At 55.3% G+C, this 18,378-nt stretch carries 14 protein-coding genes and 1 tRNA gene; 2 read left to right on the top strand and 13 right to left on the bottom strand.

Going from position 1 to position 18,378, the window contains the following annotated elements:
- Positions 1-60: 60 nt before the first annotated feature.
- From ACFQUU_RS06410 to ACFQUU_RS06440, 7 genes are all read right to left on the bottom strand, one after another.
- Complete coding sequence (locus ACFQUU_RS06410) at positions 61-2,577, bottom strand: EAL domain-containing protein (protein ID WP_382244321.1); 2,517 nt, start codon at positions 2,575-2,577, stop codon at positions 61-63.
- A gap of 332 nt (positions 2,578-2,909) precedes the next feature.
- Positions 2,910-2,986: transfer RNA gene (locus ACFQUU_RS06415), tRNA-Pro, on the bottom strand.
- Between the two features lie 93 nt (positions 2,987-3,079).
- Positions 3,080-4,051, bottom strand: a complete 972-nt coding sequence (locus ACFQUU_RS06420) for a pseudouridine synthase (protein ID WP_382244324.1) — start codon at positions 4,049-4,051, stop codon at positions 3,080-3,082.
- Between the two features lie 428 nt (positions 4,052-4,479).
- Positions 4,480-5,817: a phosphoglucosamine mutase gene (gene glmM / locus ACFQUU_RS06425; RefSeq protein WP_382244327.1), complete on the bottom strand. Its 1,338-nt coding sequence runs from the start codon at positions 5,815-5,817 to the stop codon at positions 4,480-4,482.
- On the bottom strand, positions 5,814-6,677 hold the full coding sequence (gene folP, locus ACFQUU_RS06430; protein ID WP_382244330.1) for a dihydropteroate synthase: 864 nt from the start codon (positions 6,675-6,677) through the stop codon (positions 5,814-5,816). The genes glmM and folP overlap by 4 nt, the downstream gene beginning before the upstream one ends.
- Before the next feature lie 324 nt (positions 6,678-7,001).
- Entirely contained in the window at positions 7,002-8,888 is a 1,887-nt protein-coding gene (ftsH, locus tag ACFQUU_RS06435; RefSeq protein WP_382244333.1) for an ATP-dependent zinc metalloprotease FtsH, read from the bottom strand.
- Positions 8,889-9,047: 159 nt separating this feature from the next.
- The gene (locus ACFQUU_RS06440; protein ID WP_382244336.1) at positions 9,048-9,692 is read right to left on the bottom strand and encodes an RlmE family RNA methyltransferase; all 645 of its coding nucleotides are present in this window, start codon (positions 9,690-9,692) and stop codon (positions 9,048-9,050) included.
- A gap of 35 nt (positions 9,693-9,727) precedes the next feature.
- Between ACFQUU_RS06440 and yhbY the strand changes: the two genes are divergently transcribed.
- The gene (gene yhbY, locus ACFQUU_RS06445) at positions 9,728-10,201 is read left to right on the top strand and encodes a ribosome assembly RNA-binding protein YhbY (RefSeq protein WP_382244339.1); all 474 of its coding nucleotides are present in this window, start codon (positions 9,728-9,730) and stop codon (positions 10,199-10,201) included.
- 79 nt (positions 10,202-10,280) lie between these two features.
- On the opposite strand, the gene ACFQUU_RS06450 is transcribed toward yhbY, so the two are convergent.
- The 6 genes from ACFQUU_RS06450 to ACFQUU_RS06475 form a co-directional block, all read right to left on the bottom strand.
- Positions 10,281-10,742 (bottom strand): DUF4149 domain-containing protein, encoded by a 462-nt coding sequence (locus ACFQUU_RS06450; RefSeq protein ID WP_382244342.1) that lies wholly within the window; start codon positions 10,740-10,742, stop codon positions 10,281-10,283.
- 12 nt (positions 10,743-10,754) lie between these two features.
- Positions 10,755-11,231 (bottom strand): transcription elongation factor GreA, encoded by a 477-nt coding sequence (gene greA / locus ACFQUU_RS06455; RefSeq protein WP_382244345.1) that lies wholly within the window; start codon positions 11,229-11,231, stop codon positions 10,755-10,757.
- Positions 11,232-11,333: 102 nt separating this feature from the next.
- The gene (carB, locus tag ACFQUU_RS06460) at positions 11,334-14,564 is read right to left on the bottom strand and encodes a carbamoyl-phosphate synthase large subunit (protein ID WP_382244348.1); all 3,231 of its coding nucleotides are present in this window, start codon (positions 14,562-14,564) and stop codon (positions 11,334-11,336) included.
- Positions 14,557-15,708 carry a glutamine-hydrolyzing carbamoyl-phosphate synthase small subunit gene (carA, locus tag ACFQUU_RS06465; protein WP_382244352.1) on the bottom strand — a complete coding sequence of 384 codons (1,152 nt, stop codon included), beginning with the start codon at positions 15,706-15,708 and terminating at the stop codon, positions 14,557-14,559. The genes carB and carA overlap by 8 nt, the downstream gene beginning before the upstream one ends.
- A 306-nt stretch (positions 15,709-16,014) precedes the next feature.
- On the bottom strand, positions 16,015-16,422 hold the full coding sequence (locus ACFQUU_RS06470) for a heme-binding protein (RefSeq protein ID WP_382244355.1): 408 nt from the start codon (positions 16,420-16,422) through the stop codon (positions 16,015-16,017).
- 85 nt (positions 16,423-16,507) lie between these two features.
- Positions 16,508-17,665, bottom strand: coding sequence for a response regulator (locus ACFQUU_RS06475; RefSeq protein WP_382244358.1), 1,158 nt, complete (start codon positions 17,663-17,665; stop codon positions 16,508-16,510).
- A gap of 129 nt (positions 17,666-17,794) precedes the next feature.
- On the opposite strand from ACFQUU_RS06475, the gene ACFQUU_RS06480 reads away from it, so the two are divergent.
- Complete coding sequence (locus tag ACFQUU_RS06480) at positions 17,795-18,373, top strand: C40 family peptidase (RefSeq protein WP_382244361.1); 579 nt, start codon at positions 17,795-17,797, stop codon at positions 18,371-18,373.
- Positions 18,374-18,378: the final 5 nt, after the last annotated feature.

Consider the following 18,378-nt stretch of genomic DNA (forward strand, 5'->3'; position numbering starts at 1 on the left):
CGGATGTTAACAATCAAACGCGTCCGAGTCTGCGGATATTACCTCTAATGGGAAATCGTTTCAATGACTGGAAGAAGGCTCGTTCAAATTTGAGGAAGTCGACGTCACCAATTCCTCCAGTTTTGCGGCCGGTACCGGACGACTCAGGAGATAGCCCTGCATCTCGTCACACTGCTGCTCCCGCAAAAATGCGAGCTGCTCAGCCGTTTCCACGCCTTCAGCGATGACTCGCATCTTGAGACTGTGGGCCAGCGCAATCACGGCTTTGGCGATTGCTGCATCATCCGCATCGGTGGTGATGTCGCGTACAAACGATCTGTCAATCTTGAGTGAATTGATGGGAAAGCGTTTGAGATAACTCAGGCTGGAGTAACCAGTCCCGAAATCGTCGATCGACAGGTGGACACCCATGTCGCTCAGTTTATGAAGCGTTGCCGCAGCGGACTCGGGGTTTTCCATGATGACGCTTTCGGTAATTTCAAGTTCCAGCCAGTCCGGCCGACAGCCGGTCTGCTCCAGAACATGTGAAACGACTTTCACGATATCCTGATGCTTGAACTGGCGAGCGGAAAGATTGACGGCCACCTTAAGCGGTACGGTGATGCCTGCGTCATGCCAGGCTTTTTTCTGAGTGCAGGCGGTACGTAGTACCCATTCACCTATCTGGACGATCAAGCCGGCCTCTTCGGCGATGGGAATGAAATCGCCCGGGAAAACCATGGCTTGCCCTGGCGGCTCCCAACGTAGCAAAGCTTCCGCACCGACAATGCGTCCGGACGCAATGTCCATCTGCGGCTGATAATGCACGACGAATTCCTTGCGCTCCAGTGCCCGGCGCAGACCACTTTCCAGCTTCAGGCGATCAAGGGCACGCGAATTCATTTCATGCGCATAGAACTGGAAATTATTGCGCCCTGCATCCTTGGCCCGGTACATCGCGGTATCGGCATTCATGAGCAAGGTCTGGCCATCGCTGCCGTCCTTGGGGTACATGCTGATGCCAATGCTGCCCGTTGGATAAAATTCGTGCCCCTGGACGATTAGTGGTCGCGACACGGCTTCAAGTATCTGCTGAGCCAGAATGGCGACTGCATCATCTTTGACCACGTCGGGACGGATGATCACGAATTCGTCGCCGCCCAGCCGGGCAATGGTATCTCCCGCACGCACACTCGCGGACAAACGCCGTGAGATCTCCATGATGATCTTGTCACCGGCATCATGACCCAGGCTGTCGTTAATGTTTTTGAAGCGATCGAGGTCGATCAGCATAACGGCGACTTGTTCCTCCGAACGCTCAGCGAACACCAGCGCCTGTGACAGGCGGTCAAGTAACAGCGAGCGATTAGGCAGGCTGGTCAGGGCGTCGTGGTTCGCCAGGTGCAGCAACTCTTCTTCTATCTGCTTGCGTCTCGATATGTCTTCAACGACGGTGCTGTAGTACTTGGGATTGCCATCGTCGCTACGCACCATCGAACTGGTCAGGTTCACCCATATGTAATACCCGTTCTTGTGACGATAGCGTTTCTCGCGGCTCTTCTCGTCGATTTCACCCGCGATCATTCGCCTGGCAAGTGCCCAGTCGGCACCCACATCTTCCGGATGCGTGACGTCCTGGAAGCGCATGCCGAGCAATTCGTTCTGGGTGTATCCGACGATTTCGCAGAGCTTCTTGTTGACCATCAGCCAGCGTCCATCCGGTGATACGTGTGCCAGTCCGACTGCAGCCTGGTTGAACGCGACGCGGAAGCGTTGCTCACTGTCGCGCAGGACTGCCTCAGCTTTGATACGCGCTGTGATGTCTCGCACCACGGCCACCAGCAACTGCCGGCCTTCGGACATGAATGCGCGCAAATACACTTCTACCGGCAAGCGCTTGCCATCCTTGCGCTGATGGAGTGTTTCAATCGTCCCGGTCTTGTGTTCGCTCTTAATGACTTCATTGAAGCGGCGCTGAATCTTATCCAGCTCGCCCGGATCCGGTTTGAGATCTTGCGGCCCGAGCTGCATCAATTCTTCGTAGCTGTAGCCTAACGTCGCAAGTGCAGTCTTGTTCGCATCGATGAAGCGCATCAGTTCATGATCGATGAGGTAGACGGCATCAATGGAACTGTCCAACGCCATTCGGAAGCGCTTCAATTCTTCCTGCGAACGGATACGTTCGGTGATGTCCTGCGCCATGACGAGGAAGACCTTGTCCGGCTTGGCGGGCGTGATGGATATCTTTAATTCGACATGACGGTAGCTGCCTGGTGTGCGCAGGGTGAGCGCCAATGCATCGTGCAGCGGGGACGCACCGTCACCGTTACTATCGCCGTTACCGCGGGTGGCCAGCACGAGCCACTTTTCGAGAATGTCGCTGTCAATCACGGACCGCAACGGCAAACCTATCGTTGCCGGGATGTCGGAGATAGAGAACAAGTCGCACATCGCCCGATTGATACGGAGAATTCGCAGTGTGGCATCGACAAGCATCAGGCCAGATGGCATCGATGAAATGATCTGCTCGGCCTGCCGCTGCAGATGTGCGTCACGCACTGCCATCAACTCCGTCGCATCGGCATCAACATGCTTCATGCAACGGCCTCTTTGGCAATCCGGAATACAAAAAATGCATTTTGTGCGAACGCCAACATTTCCCCAATTAACACATCGTCGTGACCGCCAGATTATCTCAGCCGCCAAGAGACAAAGCAATCTGCAAACACTGTTTGTGGGCAATCGGTACATTACTTGCTACCGTGCGATCAGAGTGTGCACATAGTCCGTGGCGGATCGCATAGGATGAATAACAACGAGGGGAGTCTGTGCCGTGATGTGAATCTCGGCCACAATTCCTGTGTTTGGGAAGCGGAAACAGAGCAGAAATAGAAAAAGGGGTTAGCTAAAAAGCTAACCCCTTTTAAATTTGGTCGGAGTACAAGGATTCGAACCTTGGACCCCCTGGTCCCAAACCAGGTGCGCTACCGGGCTGCGCCACACTCCGAAGAATTTAATCATACCTGAGCAACACTCTCAGGTCAATTCAAGGAAGCCTTTTAATCTGGTATTTCCGTAATTTTAAAGATTTGACAGTAAGTTATTTGTGCGTCAATGCAAGCTTCCTTCTACTTTCGAAATATTGCGCCTTGCCGCTAACCGGGTCCTGGAAAGCAATTGCCTTGGCAAGCAACTGCAAAGGCTGCGACATATCATCACCCTTGCAAGGCAGCGCATCCGGGTAAAACGCGTCGTTGATGATAGGAATACCGAGTGCCGCAAGATGCACGCGCAACTGATGTTTTTTCCCGGTTACAGGCCGCAGCAGGTAACGCGACCAGCGCTCTCCTCTGTCCGCGACATCAATATGGGTTTCCGAATTTGGCTCACCGTCGGCCTCGGTCATCCGAAAAAACGGCTGGCCCTCTACAAGTCGGCTGCGGTACACGAATGGAAATTGCACGCCATTCAGGTTTGCGGCTACCGCCTCATACACCTTCTCGACTTCGCGTTTCTGGAAGAGTGACTGGTAAGCGCCACGTGTACGCAGATTATGTGAGAACACAACAAGTCCGGCGGTCTCCCTATCGATACGATGAATCGGCGTCAGATGATCAAGGCCGGTTCTCTTTTTTAACCTGACCAACAAGGTCTCTCGCAGAAAGCGCCCCGACGGAATAACCGGTAGAAAATGCGGCTTGTCAGACACCAGGATGTTTTCATCCTGATAGACAATGTGCTCCGCAAAAGGGATTACCGTTTCCGGCTCGGGTTCGCGGTAATAGAAAATGCAGTCGTTCGGGCGGTATGGACTTTCGGCGTCCATGCGCGCGCCATGCGCATTGACTACATCACCGCGATGCATCCGCAGTTGCCACGCGTCGCGCGACACATTGGGAAAGCGCTCTACGAGGAAGGACAACAGATTGACCCAAGGCCCAGGAGAAAGCCAGATGTAACTCGGGCTGACTCCGTCACGCACCGCAAGTGGCGGCTTGAAAGTGAGGCGATTGAAATTGCGCGACCTCTCCAGCTTTGGGAGAAGGTCTTCAGCGGTGTGAGGCGTTTTCATTCTGCAAAAATTTTTGCTCGGACCTTCGGATGCGGCAGTCGGTCTTTAGAGCGCCTATCAAAATGACGATGGCAAGGCGTGCCGACGAAGACAGTACAGGCGTACGGCTAGGAGTAGCAACGCGGCAAGCGGCATTTTGATAGGCGCTCTTAATAGTTCTGTACTCTGTGAGTCTGAATGCATTGTCAAGATCGCATTGGGCGCCAAGTGCAAATTTGGACTTGGTGTGCGGAACAGCGGGACGGGCAGAGTATCACGTGCAGAAGCAACGTCGGAAACAATAACGCGAGCCCGGGAGCCCGTTATTCAGATTTTATCTCTCTTTCTATGCTTTCCGATTATCGTGGCTAATGTCAACGACTTGCGAGATAGTTACGACCCCTGCGTGATGCCGATGCCTGAGGTCCTGGTTCCCGAAACAACATCGATTAGGCCACCACCTTGTCGGCGATACGCTTTGCCATTTTCTCCGCCAGTTCCGGATCCCTGGCTTCCACCATGACGCGGATCAGCGGCTCGGTCCCAGAGCTGCGAATCAGCACCCGGCCATTATCGCCCAAGGAGGATTCGACGATTTCCTTCTCACTCATCAAAGCCTGATTCTTTTGCCATTCGAAACCGGGAGCGACCTTTACATTGATCAGGCATTGTGGATACAGAGTGAGATCTTCTACACACTGCGGCAAGGTCTTGCCGCTGCGCTTCAGCGCCGACAGTACCTGCAATGCCGAGACGATGCCATCGCCGGTCGTATGCTTGTCCAGGAACAGCAGGTGACCAGAACCTTCGCCACCGATGCACCAGCCACGCTCGTGCAAAACTTCCAGCACATAGCGGTCGCCGACCTTGGCACGCGCGAATCCAATACCCATTTCCTTGAACGCGACTTCCAATGCCATGTTGGTCATCAGCGTGCCGACGACTCCCTTGACAGGCGAGGCCGCCATCCTGTCCTTTACCATGATGTAAAGCAGTTCGTCACCGTTATATGCCTTGCCTGTTGCATCGACCATCAACAGTCGGTCGGCGTCGCCATCCAGCGCAATGCCAAGATCCGCCTGATGTTCTTTCACAGCAGCGCACAAGGCGTCGGGCGCAGTTGCACCGACACGATCATTGATGTTGGTCCCATTCGGCTTGTTACCGATGGCGATCACTTCGGCGCCCAGTTCATGGAAGACATCCGGTGCGATGTGGTAAGCGGCGCCATGGGCACAGTCGACGACAATCTTCAGGCCGCGCAAATCCAGCTCGTTGGGAAAGGTACTCTTGCAGAATTCGATGTAACGCCCCTGCGCATCGAACAGGCGTTTTGCCTTGCCCAGGTTTTCCGATGACACACATTCCATCGGATGCTCGAGTTCAGCTTCAATGGCAGACTCGACATCGTCTGGCAGCTTGTTGCCTGATGATGAAAAGAACTTGATACCGTTGTCGGCATAGGGGTTATGTGACGCTGAAATGACGACGCCTGCAGAGAGCCGCAATGCGCGGGTTAAATAGGCGACTGCGGGTGTAGGCATCGGTCCGGCCAGCATGACATCTACCCCGGCGGCGGCAAAGCCGGCTTCGAGAGCTGCTTCCAGCATATAGCCCGAGATACGGGTGTCCTTGCCGATCAGGACTATGGGTTTGCCGCTGCTGCCTTCGCCTTGTGCAAGCACCTTGCCGGCCGCATAGCCGAGGCGCATGACAAAATCCGGCGTAATCGGTGATGTACCGACGCGTCCACGTACACCGTCAGTACCAAAATATTTGCGTGTCATGTGTTGTCCTTCTTTAGTGTTTCGACTGCCTGCCATACCTTCAGGGCATCGACCGTTTCAGCGACATCGTGTACTCTGACAATAAAGGCTCCGTGGGCTACCGCACTCAGAGCTGCCGCAATGCTGCCTGCCATGCGCTGTTCAACTGGCTTCCCGGTAATTGCCCCGATAGTGGATTTACGGGACAGGCCTGCCAATATCGGCAAGCCGATTTCACCAGAAATATGTCGCAAATCTTTTAACAGCATCAGATTATGATCGACGGTTTTCCCGAATCCGAAACCCGGATCGATGCACAGGCGCTCCCGCTCTACCCCAACGGCTTCAAATGCCGCCACCCTTTCACCTAAAAAACGCGTGACGTCGGCCACGACATCTGCATATTCCGGGTGAAGTTGCATGGTTACAGGGTTATGTTGCATGTGCATGATACACAAGGCACATTCGCTTTCATTGACGGCACGCAACGCACCCTCTGCCCTGAATCCATTGATATCGTTGATCATGTCCACACCTGCCGCGATGGCTTCGCGCATCACTTCAGGCTTGTAGGTGTCGACGGAAAGCGGCTTTCCGCAGTCACGCAGCGCATAGATAAGAGGCATGACTCGCCGCAACTCTTCGTCCAACGGTAAGGGCGCGGCACCTGGTCGGCTCGATTCGCCACCGATATCGATGATGTCAACACCATCGGCAATCATCTGTTCGGCATGCGATAAGGCGAGATCGAGGCAATGAAACTGGCCGCCATCGGAAAACGAATCGGGCGTCACATTGAGGATGCCCATGACGAGGGGACGGCTTGACTCTGCGCTGAGGGGGAAACGATAGCGTCCGAACTGCAGGTGTTTGGTGCTCATAATGCGTCCGCTACGATGATGATGATGGGAAGCACATGATGAAACGCATAATGACGCGGAGGCTGCGAAAGTTGATTCATGAAAGCCTGATTTCGAATCCGGCGCACAGAAACGTGTCCGAATACCAGAAAATATACAAAACGCTATTTTATGTGATCGATCGTGAAAAGCGTCACGAAAGAAAACAGCATCGAAAATTTATTCGGATAGCGGCGAAACACCAAAGAGAAGGAGAAATAAAAAAGGGTGAGGATTGCTCCTCACCCTTTCATTTTCTTGCTTTTTGCAGTTCGTCTACGACGGTCCTGACTTAAGAAGCCGGCATTAAGCCGGTGCAGTCGCGTTCGGCGACATGCCGCCCGAAGCGCTATCCGACGGAGAGCGCTTGACCGGAATGCCAGCCTTCGGCGGACGTGGTTCCAGACCTTCCATGATGTCGTTGATCTGATCAGCGTCGAGTGTTTCCCAGTCGAGCAAGGCTTTGGCCATGGTTTCAACCTTGTCCTTGTTTTCTTCGAGCAAACGGCGCGACAGCGCGTACTGTGCATCGAGAATGGCACGAATCTCAGTATCAACTTTCTGCTGGGTTGCCTCAGATACCGTCTTGGAGCTCATGCGTCCGAAATAGGCATCTTGCTCGCTGTCTTCATACACCATCGTGCCCAGCGTCTCCGACATACCGTAACGGGTCACCATTGCGCGAGCCAGCTTGGTTGCGCGCTCGAAGTCATTGGATGCGCCAGTCGACATTTGATGCATGAAGATTTCCTCGGCGATACGACCACCGAACAGGATGGCAATCTCTTCCAGCATCTTGTCCTTGTACATGTTGACCCGATCATGTTCCGGCAACTGCCAGGTCAAGCCCAATGCATAGCCACGCGGCATGATGGTGACCTTGTGCACCGGATCGGCCTTGGGCAACAGCTTGGCAACCACTGCGTGTCCGGACTCATGGTACGCAGTATTGCGGCGCTCTTCCTCACGCATAACGGCGGATTTGCGCTCCGGCCCCATGACGATCTTGTCTTTGGCATCCTCGAAATCCTGCATTTCCACCAGGCGCTTGTTACGACGGGCAGCAAACAATGCGGCTTCGTTGACCAGATTGGCCAGGTCGGCGCCGGAGAATCCCGGGGTACCACGTGCGAGGATGTCAGCCTTGACGTCCGGCGCGATAGGTACCTTACGCATATGGACGTAGAGGATCTGTTCGCGGCCGCGGATATCGGGCAAACCGACCATCACCTGTCGGTCGAAACGGCCCGGACGCAGCAGCGCCTTATCGAGTACGTCGGCGCGGTTGGTGGCGGCAATCACGATGACACCGGAGTTGGCCTCAAAGCCGTCCATCTCGACCAGCAACTGGTTGAGAGTCTGTTCACGTTCATCGTTACCACCACCCATGCCTGCACCACGATGACGACCGACAGCGTCGATCTCGTCGATGAAGATAATGCAGGGGGAATGTTTCTTGGCGTTCTCGAACATGTCACGCACACGCGAGGCGCCGACACCGACGAACATTTCGACAAAGTCCGAACCGGAAATCGTGAAGAATGGCACTTTGGCTTCGCCAGCGATGGCACGCGCCAGCAGGGTTTTACCGGTACCCGGAGGACCGACCATCAGGACGCCACGCGGGATACGTCCGCCAAGTTTCTGGAACTTGGTCGGATCGCGCAGGAAGTCAACCAACTCCTGCACTTCTTCCTTGGCCTCGTCGCAACCTGCGACGTCAGCGAATGTAACGGTATTGCTTGCCTCGTCCAGCATGCGCGCCTTGGAGCGACCGAACGAAAACGCCCCACCCTTGCCGCCACCCTGCATCTGACGCATGAAGAAGACCCAGACGCCGATGAGCAAGAGCATCGGGAACCAGGAAATGAAGACTTGCGAAAGGAAGGACTGCTCTTCCGGTTGTTTGACGTCAAATTTGACACCGTTGTTGATGAGGTCGCCGATCAGGCCACGGTCGAGATAGGTGACCGCAGTCTTAATGCGCTTGCCATCGTTGGTCGTTGCCACGATAGTGCGATCTTCAATGGTCGCCTCGCGGATCTGCTTGGCCTTCACCTCATCCAGAAAATCGGAATACGGTATCGGGGTAGCGCCACCCGCCAAAGTGCGGCCGTCAAACTGCTTGAAGACGGTAAACAGCACCAAGGCAATCACCACCCAAATGGCGGCTTTGGAAAACATGTTGTTCACTAGAACTCCTTAGGCACAGGGATGCCTATATTTACATAGCTTGTAAAATTGATTCTACTCGCATTGAACAGCGCTTGCTAGGCTGCATTTGCGGACCGGAATCGGTAAAACAAGGGCAAACAAGTAATTATTTGACAATCACTTGCGATCATGGGGTTGTTAAGCGGGATTCTTCAGCACTTTACCAAGCAAAAAGATTTCGGACGATTTATCCCTGCTGGCCTTGGGCTTCTTTTGGGCGACGGTTTTGAACTCTTGCTTGAATTTTTCCACCAGCTGCGTATACCCTGTCCCGTTGAAACATTTGACGAGCAAGGCACCGGAAGGTTTCATATGAGCTTGCGCAAACTCTATCGCCAGATCGATGATATGTTCTACGCGCGCCGCGTCGGTGATGGCCACACCAGACAAGTTCGGCGCCATGTCCGACAAGACCAGATCCACCTTGCGCCCGGCCAGCACTTCTTCCAGCTGACGTAGCACCTCTTCCTCACGGAAATCGCCCTGAATAAAATGCACGTCGGCGATGGGGTCCATTGGCAACATGTCAAGTCCAATGATGGTGCCGTTGATGCCGCCCCCCTCCTTCCCCGACAATTTGTTGCGCACATATTGCGACCAGCTCCCAGGCGTACTGCCAAGGTCAACAATCACCTGACCGGGACGAATCAGTTTCTCTTCCTCGTCGATTTCCTTGAGCTTGTAAGCGGCCCGTGCACGATATCCCTCCTTCTGCGCGAGCTTCACGTAGGGGTCGTTGATGTGGTCGTGCAACCAGTTTTTGTTGAATTTGTTCTTGGCCATTCGCGTAGAATACCGTTTTTAAGGAATAAATAATTATGTTGAAACTGACACCAGCCGAGCGCAGTGCCCTGCGTTCGGACGCCCATGCACTAAGTCCGGTGGTCATCATCGGCGAAGCCGGATTGACACCATCTGTGCTCAAGGAAATCGATGCCAGCCTGAATGCGCATGGCCTCATCAAGGTTCGGGTCTTCGGCGACGACCGGGAAGCCCGCGTCGGAATGTATGAAACCATATGCGAACAACTGGATGCCGCACCAATCCAGCATATCGGCAAACTACTCGTGCTCTATCGCCCTAAAAAAGAAGCCGCCAAGGAACGCAGTGGCAAAAGCGGAAAAGGTTTGCGCGAGGTCACCATCGTCAAACCTAGCCCGAGCGGTACCAAGCGACCCACCGTAACGAAAGTGATTCTGAAAGGCAATGAACGCGTCACCGCCGGCGGCAACATCAAGCGTGCCAAACCGCGTCAGACAAGTTCCAAAAAGTCGGCGCTTGGCCGAGGCTAAACCCTTCCAGTCTTACCGATTGCGCCGTGTCCCGTATCGCACTACCGTTCGGGACTTCTGCCCTGCCGGGGCAGCATGATCAACGCGCCTTAATAACCAGCGCCACGCCCAGCAGGCTCTGCACGAGATAAATCGCGCTGGATACGCCATGTAGCAGGCCAAACTTCATTTTCATCTCCGAATCCATTACACCTGCGGGACCGGACGCTTCGCGCAGTGCTGCCATGAATGGCTGCAATCCGAAATACCCTAACAGCGTACAAGCCAGCATGGCAAGTAGCAGCCAAGTGCAGGTGCGTCGCTGATTTTCCCCGAAATCCGACGAAAACGCGCGCACCAATATCAAGAGGATGATCGCGCAGGCAACTGAAAGCCAGGCTTCCACACGAAACAGTCTGCCGACAATCGTCCCCGCCAAAACTCTGTCGTCGAGCGTCGCGAACAGCGTGGGAGCAACTACATAACCGATCGTCCACAGGCTACCGGCCCATACGGTGACGACTAGCAGACGTGCGCGTGTAAGTGCAAGCGTGGCGTTCAAGTTTTGCCGCGATCAGATGTAGCGTACTTCGAGGACTTCGTATTCGCGAATGCCGGATGGCGCATTCACTTCGACGACATCGCCAGCGTATTTGCCAATCAGCGCGCGCGCGATTGGGGAAGTGATTGAGACCTTGAGTTCCTTCAGGTCTGCTTCATCTTCGCCGACGATCTGGTAAGTCACCTTCTGGCCGGACTCCATATCCTCCAGGTCGACCGTGGACGCAAATACAATACGACCTTCCGCATCCAGCAAGGTAGGATCTATGATTTGTGCCGCGCTCAGCTTACCTTCGAGTTCTGCAATACGGCCTTCGATAAAGCTTTGACGCTCTTTCGCTGCATCGTATTCTGCATTTTCAGAAAGGTCGCCTTGCGCACGCGCCTCGGAAATTGCATTGATGACTGCAGGACGATCTTTGGTTTTCAGGCGATGCAATTCTTCCTTCAGAAGTTCTGCACCGCGCTTGGTAATAGGAACTGTGCTCATGAATTTTCTTTTTGACGAAATGAAAACCACAGAGGTCACAAATAGTGCCGGGTGGAACCCGGTACCGTCTGTGACCTCTGTGGCTGGAGTAAGACTGTAGGTCTAGTGTAAAGACTTATGCAGGCCTTGTAAATCGTAGACGTGCAGCTCGTCGAGATGGCGCAAACCCTCGACGGCGGCTTCAGCCCCGGCGATGGTCGTGTAGGTCGTGGCACGGGCCAGCAAGGCCGAGGTACGAATCGCGCGCGAGTCCGCAATCGCGGTACGCTTTTCTTCCACCGTATTGATCACCAACACGATCTCGTTGTTCTTGATCATGTCCACCACGTGCGGCCTACCCTCGACTACCTTGTTCACCGCGGCCACTGGAATTCCTGCCGCACTGATGGCCGACGCCGTACCCTTGGTCGCCACCAGCGTAAAGCCAAGTTCCACCAAGTCACGCGCCACCTGTACGGCACGCGGCTTGTCGCTGTTCTTGACGCTCAGAAACACCTTGCCCGAGGTCGGCAGCTTTACTCCGGCTCCCAGCTGCGACTTGACGAACGCTTCGCCAAACGTCTTGCCCACACCCATGACTTCACCGGTCGACTTCATCTCCGGTCCCAGGATCGTGTCGACGCCCGGGAACTTGTTGAACGGAAATACCGCTTCCTTGACGGAGTAATACGACGGCACCACTTCATTCTTGATGCCCTGGCTGTCGAGTGATTGTCCTACCATGCAACGCGCGGCGATCTTGGCCAACTGCAGGCCGGTAGCCTTGGATACATACGGCACGGTACGCGATGCACGCGGATTGACTTCCAGCACGTACACGACATCCTGCAGCTTGCCATCGACCTCATGCTGCTGGATGGCAAACTGCACATTCATCAGGCCTACCACGTTCAGGCCCTTGGCCATCAGGGAGGTCTGGCGCTTGAGCTCGTCAATGGTCTCCTTGGACAGCGAGTACGGGGGCAGCGAACAGGCCGAATCGCCCGAGTGCACGCCGGCCTGCTCAATGTGTTCCATCACGCCGCCAATGAAGGTGCGCTGGCCATCGGACAGGCAGTCGACGTCGACTTCGATCGCATCGTTGAGGAAGCGGTCGAGCAATACCGGCGAATCGTTGGACACCTTGACCGCTTCACGCATGTAGCGTTCGAGGTCACGCTGCTCGTGCACGATTTCCATCGCCCGGCCACCCAGCACGTAGGACGGACGCACCACCAGCGGATAACCGATTTCCTGTGCCAGGCGCAACGCGTCTTCTTCGGTACGCGCGGTACGGTTGGGCGGCTGGCGCAGCCCCAGGTCCTGCAGCAGCTTCTGGAAGCGCTCGCGGTCTTCGGCTGCATCAATCATGTCCGGCGAGGTGCCGACAATCGGCACCCCGTTGGCTTCGAGGTCCAGTGCCAGCTTGAGGGGTGTCTGGCCGCCGTACTGCACGATCACGCCGTAGGGCTTTTCCTTGTCGACGATTTCAAGCACGTCTTCTAGGGTCAATGGCTCGAAATACAGGCGGTCGGAGGTGTCGTAATCGGTCGATACGGTTTCCGGATTGCAGTTGACCATGATGGTTTCATAGCCATCTTCGCGCATCGCCAGCGCTGCATGCACACAGCAATAGTCGAATTCGATACCTTGGCCGATGCGGTTCGGACCGCCACCCAGCACCATGATCTTTTTCTTGTCGGTCGGCTGCGATTCGCACTCTTCCTCGTAGGTCGAATACATGTAAGCGGTACGCGTGGCAAACTCGGCCGCGCAGGTATCGACGCGCTTGTAGACCGGACGCACGTTGAGCGAACGGCGCTTTTCGCGTACTGCCTTGTCGGTGGTCTTCATCAGCTTGGCGAGGCGCCGGTCGGCAAAGCCCTTTTGCTTCAGCTTGAACAGCGTGTCTTTATCCAGCGATTCGAGCGACTGCGTTTCCAGCCACAGTTCGATGTCGACGATTTCCTTGATCTGCACCAGGAACCATGGGTCGATGTGCGTCAACTGATGAACTTCTTCCAGCGAGAAACCTTGAGCAAATGCATCGCCCACATACCAGATGCGCTCCGGTCCTGGCTCGCCCAGCTGCTCTTCAATGGTTTCGCGATCGGTGGTCTTTTCATTCATGCCATCGACCCCGACTTCCAGGCCACGCAACGCTTTCTGGAAGGATTCCTGGAACGTGCGGCCAATGGCCATGACTTCACCGACCGATTTCATTTGCGTGGTCAGGTGGCTGTCGGCGGTCGGGAATTTTTCGAACGCAAAGCGCGGCACCTTGGTCACCACATAGTCGATGCTCGGCTCAAACGACGCCGGGGTGGCGCCACCGGTGATTTCATTGCGCAATTCGTCGAGCGTGAAGCCGACCGCCAGCTTGGCGGCGACCTTGGCAATCGGGAAACCGGTGGCCTTCGAGGCCAGTGCGGAAGAGCGCGACACGCGCGGGTTCATCTCGATGACGATCATGCGGCCATCGGCCGGGTTGACTGCAAACTGCACGTTGGAGCCGCCGGTGTCGACACCGATCTCGCGCAGCACCGCCAATGAGGCGTTGCGCATGATCTGGTATTCCTTGTCGGTGAGCGTCTGTGCGGGGGCAACGGTAATGGAGTCGCCGGTGTGCACGCCCATCGGGTCGAGGTTTTCGATCGAGCAGACGATGATGCAGTTGTCCTTCTTGTCGCGAACGACTTCCATCTCGTACTCTTTCCAACCGATCAGCGATTCTTCGATCAGCAGCTCAGACGTAGGCGAGGCTTCCAGGCCGCGCTTGCAAATGGTCTCGAACTCTTCCGGATTATAGGCAATGCCGCCGCCAGTACCGCCCATGGTGAACGATGGACGAATGATGACGGGAAAGCCGATTTCCTTTTGCACCGCCCACGATTCTTCCATCGTGTGCGACACGCCGGAGCGGGCCGAACCCAGGCCGATCTTGGTCATGGCCTGCTTGAACTTGGAGCGGTCTTCGGCCTTGTCGATGGCTTCCGGTGTGGCGCCGATCAGTTCACAGCCGTATTTGGTCAGCACACCATTTCGGTGCAAGTCCAGTGCGCAATTGAGCGCGGTCTGGCCACCCATGGTGGGCAGGATCGCGTCAGGCCTTTCCTTGGCGATGATACGCTCGACCACCTGCCAGGTGATGGGTTCGATGTAGGTGACATCGGCCATTTCCGGATCGGTCATGATGGTGGCCGGATTGCTGTTGACCAGCACGACCCGGTAGCCTTCTTCGCGCAATGCCTTGCAGGCCTGTGCGCCGGAATAGTCGAATTCGCAGGCCTGGCCGATGATGATCGGGCCGGCGCCAATAATGAGGATGCTTTTTAAATCGGTACGCTTAGGCATGTTTGTGTTTCTCCATCATCGCCACGAAGCGATCGAACAAGGGGGCGACGTCGGTCGGGCCGGGCGAGGCTTCAGGATGACCCTGGAAGCAGAAGGCCGGGCGGTCGGTACGGGCAAAGCCCTGCAGCGAGCCGTCGAACAGCGACACATGGGTGACGCGGCAGTTGTCCGGCAGGGTCGCCTGGTCGACGGCGAAACCGTGGTTTTGCGAGGTGATCATCACCTGCTTGGTATCGAGATCCTGCACCGGATGATTGGCGCCGTGATGGCCGAACTTCATCTTGAGGGTTTTGGCACCCGAGGCCAGCGCCATGATCTGGTGACCGAGGCAGATGCCAAAGGTCGGGATGCCGCGCTCGATGAGTTCTTTGGTCGCGGCAATTGCGTAATCGCACGGCTCGGGATCGCCGGGGCCATTGGCCAGGAAAATGCCATCGGGGTTCAGTGCGAGGGCATCGGCGGCGGTCGCTTGTGCCGGCAGGACGGTGATCTTGCAGCCACGCTCGGCCAGCATGCGCAGGATGTTGCGCTTGACACCGTAATCAAAGGCCACGACGTGGAATTTGGGTGCATGCTGCGCACCAAAGCCTTGGCCGAGCTTCCACTCGGTTTCATTCCAGACGTAGGACTTGGTCGTCGATACGACTTTTGCGAGATCCATGCCCGCAAGGCCAGGGAAAGACCTGGCCAGCGCCAGTGCCTTTTCCACATCGTTTTCTCCAGCGAGGATAGCGCCGTTCTGAGCGCCCTTCTCACGCAGGATACGTGTCAGCTTGCGTGTATCGAGACCGGCGATACCAACAACGTTTTCCGACTTCAGATAGTCGGACAAGGTTTGCTGTGAACGGAAATTGGATGCCACCAGAGGCAGATCCTTGATGATCAGGCCGGCAGCGTGGATCTTATTGGCTTCGACGTCTTCTTCGTTGATGCCGACATTGCCGATATGCGGATAGGTCAGTGTGACGATCTGGCGGCTATAGCTGGGGTCGGTCAGAATTTCCTGGTAGCCTGTCATGGCCGTGTTGAACACGACTTCACCGATCGTATGACCGGGAGCACCAATAGAAAAACCCTGGAAAATCGACCCGTCTGCGAGCGCTAGGATGGCCGGAACTGAATGGCCAGAAAAAAATGGCAGCAAGGGTAACTCCTGAGATGATTACCGCCGCTGCGCCGCGCCAGAACGACCGTCAACCAAACGGCTTGCGCTGGATGTCGTGGGTCTTTTTGGGACGTGATGGAAGGGGTATGCGCTACGGCGGGCTGAATTAGTTAAACCCCAAGATTATAGCTGAGATCGGCCTTCGCTGCAAACCCAAGACGCGTTTAAAATCAGGGTTCCTGGACGGATTCCCTAATCATTCTTTCAATATTTTTTGTACTCTCCGCACTTAACAAGGAAGCAAGAATTTTGCTTCCTTGTCGCTGTTTCAATGATCTGGAGCGATCAGTCGCCGAGAGCGGCGATGCCTGCTTTTGCAATCTGCGCATCTTCAGTCGACTTTACACCGGAAATGCCGACGGCACCGACGCAGTGACCTTGGACTACGACTGGCACGCCGCCTTCAAGCATACCTTCGAGAACCGGGGCGGTCATAAAGGAATAGCGGCCGTTGTTGATCATATCTTCATACATTTTGCTTTCACGGCGGCCTAATGCTGCTGTCCTGGCTTTTGCCGGAGCGATATGCGCGGAAATCGGTGCTGCGCCATCCAAACGCTGCAGCCACAGCAAATGACCGCCATCGTCAACGATGGAAATGGTGACTGCCCAGTTGTTTGCCTTTGCTTCCGCTTCTGCGGCTGCGGCAATTTTTTTGATGTCGTCGAGTGTGAGAAAAGGTTTGGATTGCATTAAGGCTCCTTCTAAAGAAGGCAGGATTGTACGACAGCTGATTCCCCGGCGCCTACCCCGCCGTCTAAACCGTGATCAAAGCCCCCTACTTACCGCGCTTCAGCACAAGGTCTACCAGTGGCTGCAAATCCGCTGACAATCTGCCAAGGTGCGGCAGTACTTCATTCTGGCGTCCCTCACGTATCCATTGCAATAACGTGGCAAGGTCCGGAGACGCCAGCTGACTCTCACCCTCTTTCCCCATTGGCAAGGATGCAATCTGTTGGCCGCATAATACTGCCGCCTCCTCTTCCGGCCCGACAACACCGGTCACGCTACCGCCAATACCCAGCAGTGCGCGATTGCGTGCGCGATCAAGCAACTCATCGAACGTGACCATATTTGGATCGATGCCGGGATCGGAAAGAGAGACGACTCCGCAACTGGCGATGAAAGACATGCTCTCATCGCTGACAAGATGGGCACCGGCAATCGCCCTGCACACACGTTGAGCAAAAAAACGTGCGGAATCAAAATTGATGCTCCCTGTCGCCACGGTGAACTCGGCTTCGCCCAATTGCGCAACATGATCCGTTTCCCTGACCGTGCTTTGCAAAAGCTGACCTATCGCCCGCGATACACTGGCAGGCGGCGACATGGCAGCGCCCTCAAGACCTACGTGCTTGAGGCCAATACAAACATTGAGCAGCACGAAATTTTTCCGGGCATTCGCCGCGGTTTCCAACAGTGAAGTCGCCTTGGCACGAAATGCATCGATTGTTGGCAACTGTAATGCTGCAACCGGCTCGATTTTCCGCACCAGAACTTCCAGGCTGCGCTCGAACTCACGTTGGGTTGCGACCAGCTTCGAAAGGATGTCCAGCCGCGATAGCAATTGAGCCGTGCCGATCCCCTTGGTAATCAAATCGGTTGCTCCTGCGGCTTTCGCCCTTTCCCGTTCCGCCCCTTCATCGCTGCCCGACACAACCACCACGGGGATTTCCCGGATGCGACTGATTTTGGAACTGCGGATGCGCTGCAGTAAGCCATACCCGTCAAGCTTGGGCATAGTAAGATCTGTAATCACGACCTTGATATTCGGATCGATAAGCAGGGTCTCCCATGCCTCCTCGCCGTTGAGCGCTTCACGGAAATCGAACATGCCTTCAATGTGTTTGATCAGCGTGGCTCGGACAATTCGTGAATCGTCCGCAATCAGGACACGGGGTTTGACAGAAATATCGATTGCGCTAGGAGGTGCCATTCAGGTGCCGTTCATCTGAAGAATCTGTCGGTAGGAATAGCGTTAAGCATACCTGCGGTAAAGATTTTTTGACAGCAATACACGGATTCCCTTACATTGGCCCTGTTGCTGGAATTAAACTTTGATTGAATGACAATGAACCGTACTTTTCCTCTCCGGATACGGCGTGCAGCATTTTGCGCGTCGCTGTTTTATGCCGGCTTGACGGGAAGTGCCTGGACGACCGAGATCCCTGCTGTTGAGCCACAAGCTTCTGTCAGTCCTTCAGGTCCGTTGGCAAAACTTCATGGTTTTACCAACCGCGCATCCGAACTGGCAATGCAAGCCATGTCCATGATTGGCATCCGGTATAAATACGGCGGGAATGCCCCAGAAAGCGGTTTGGATTGCAGCGGTCTGGTACGTTATGTTTTCCGCAAGGCGTCGGGGACGGAATTGCCACGCACATCTGAAGAGATCAGTCGAGTCGGCGAAAAGATTGACAAGGCGGATTTGCAACCAGGCGATCTGGTGTTTTACAACACCTTGCGCCGCGGCTTTTCCCATGTCGGCATTTATCTTGGCGACAACAAATTTATCCATGCGCCTCGTGCGGGTGCGGAAGTTCGCGTCGAAAGCATGGATATCGGTTACTGGAAAAAGCGCTTTAACGGTGCACGTCGGATTATTCAGTCCCCTCAGTCATCCCCGCCGGCCCAGCCCGAATAGCAGGC

The sequence above is a fragment of the Herbaspirillum sp. GCM10030257 genome, assembly GCF_042666555.1.
Lineage (GTDB): Bacteria > Pseudomonadota > Gammaproteobacteria > Burkholderiales > Burkholderiaceae_D > Noviherbaspirillum.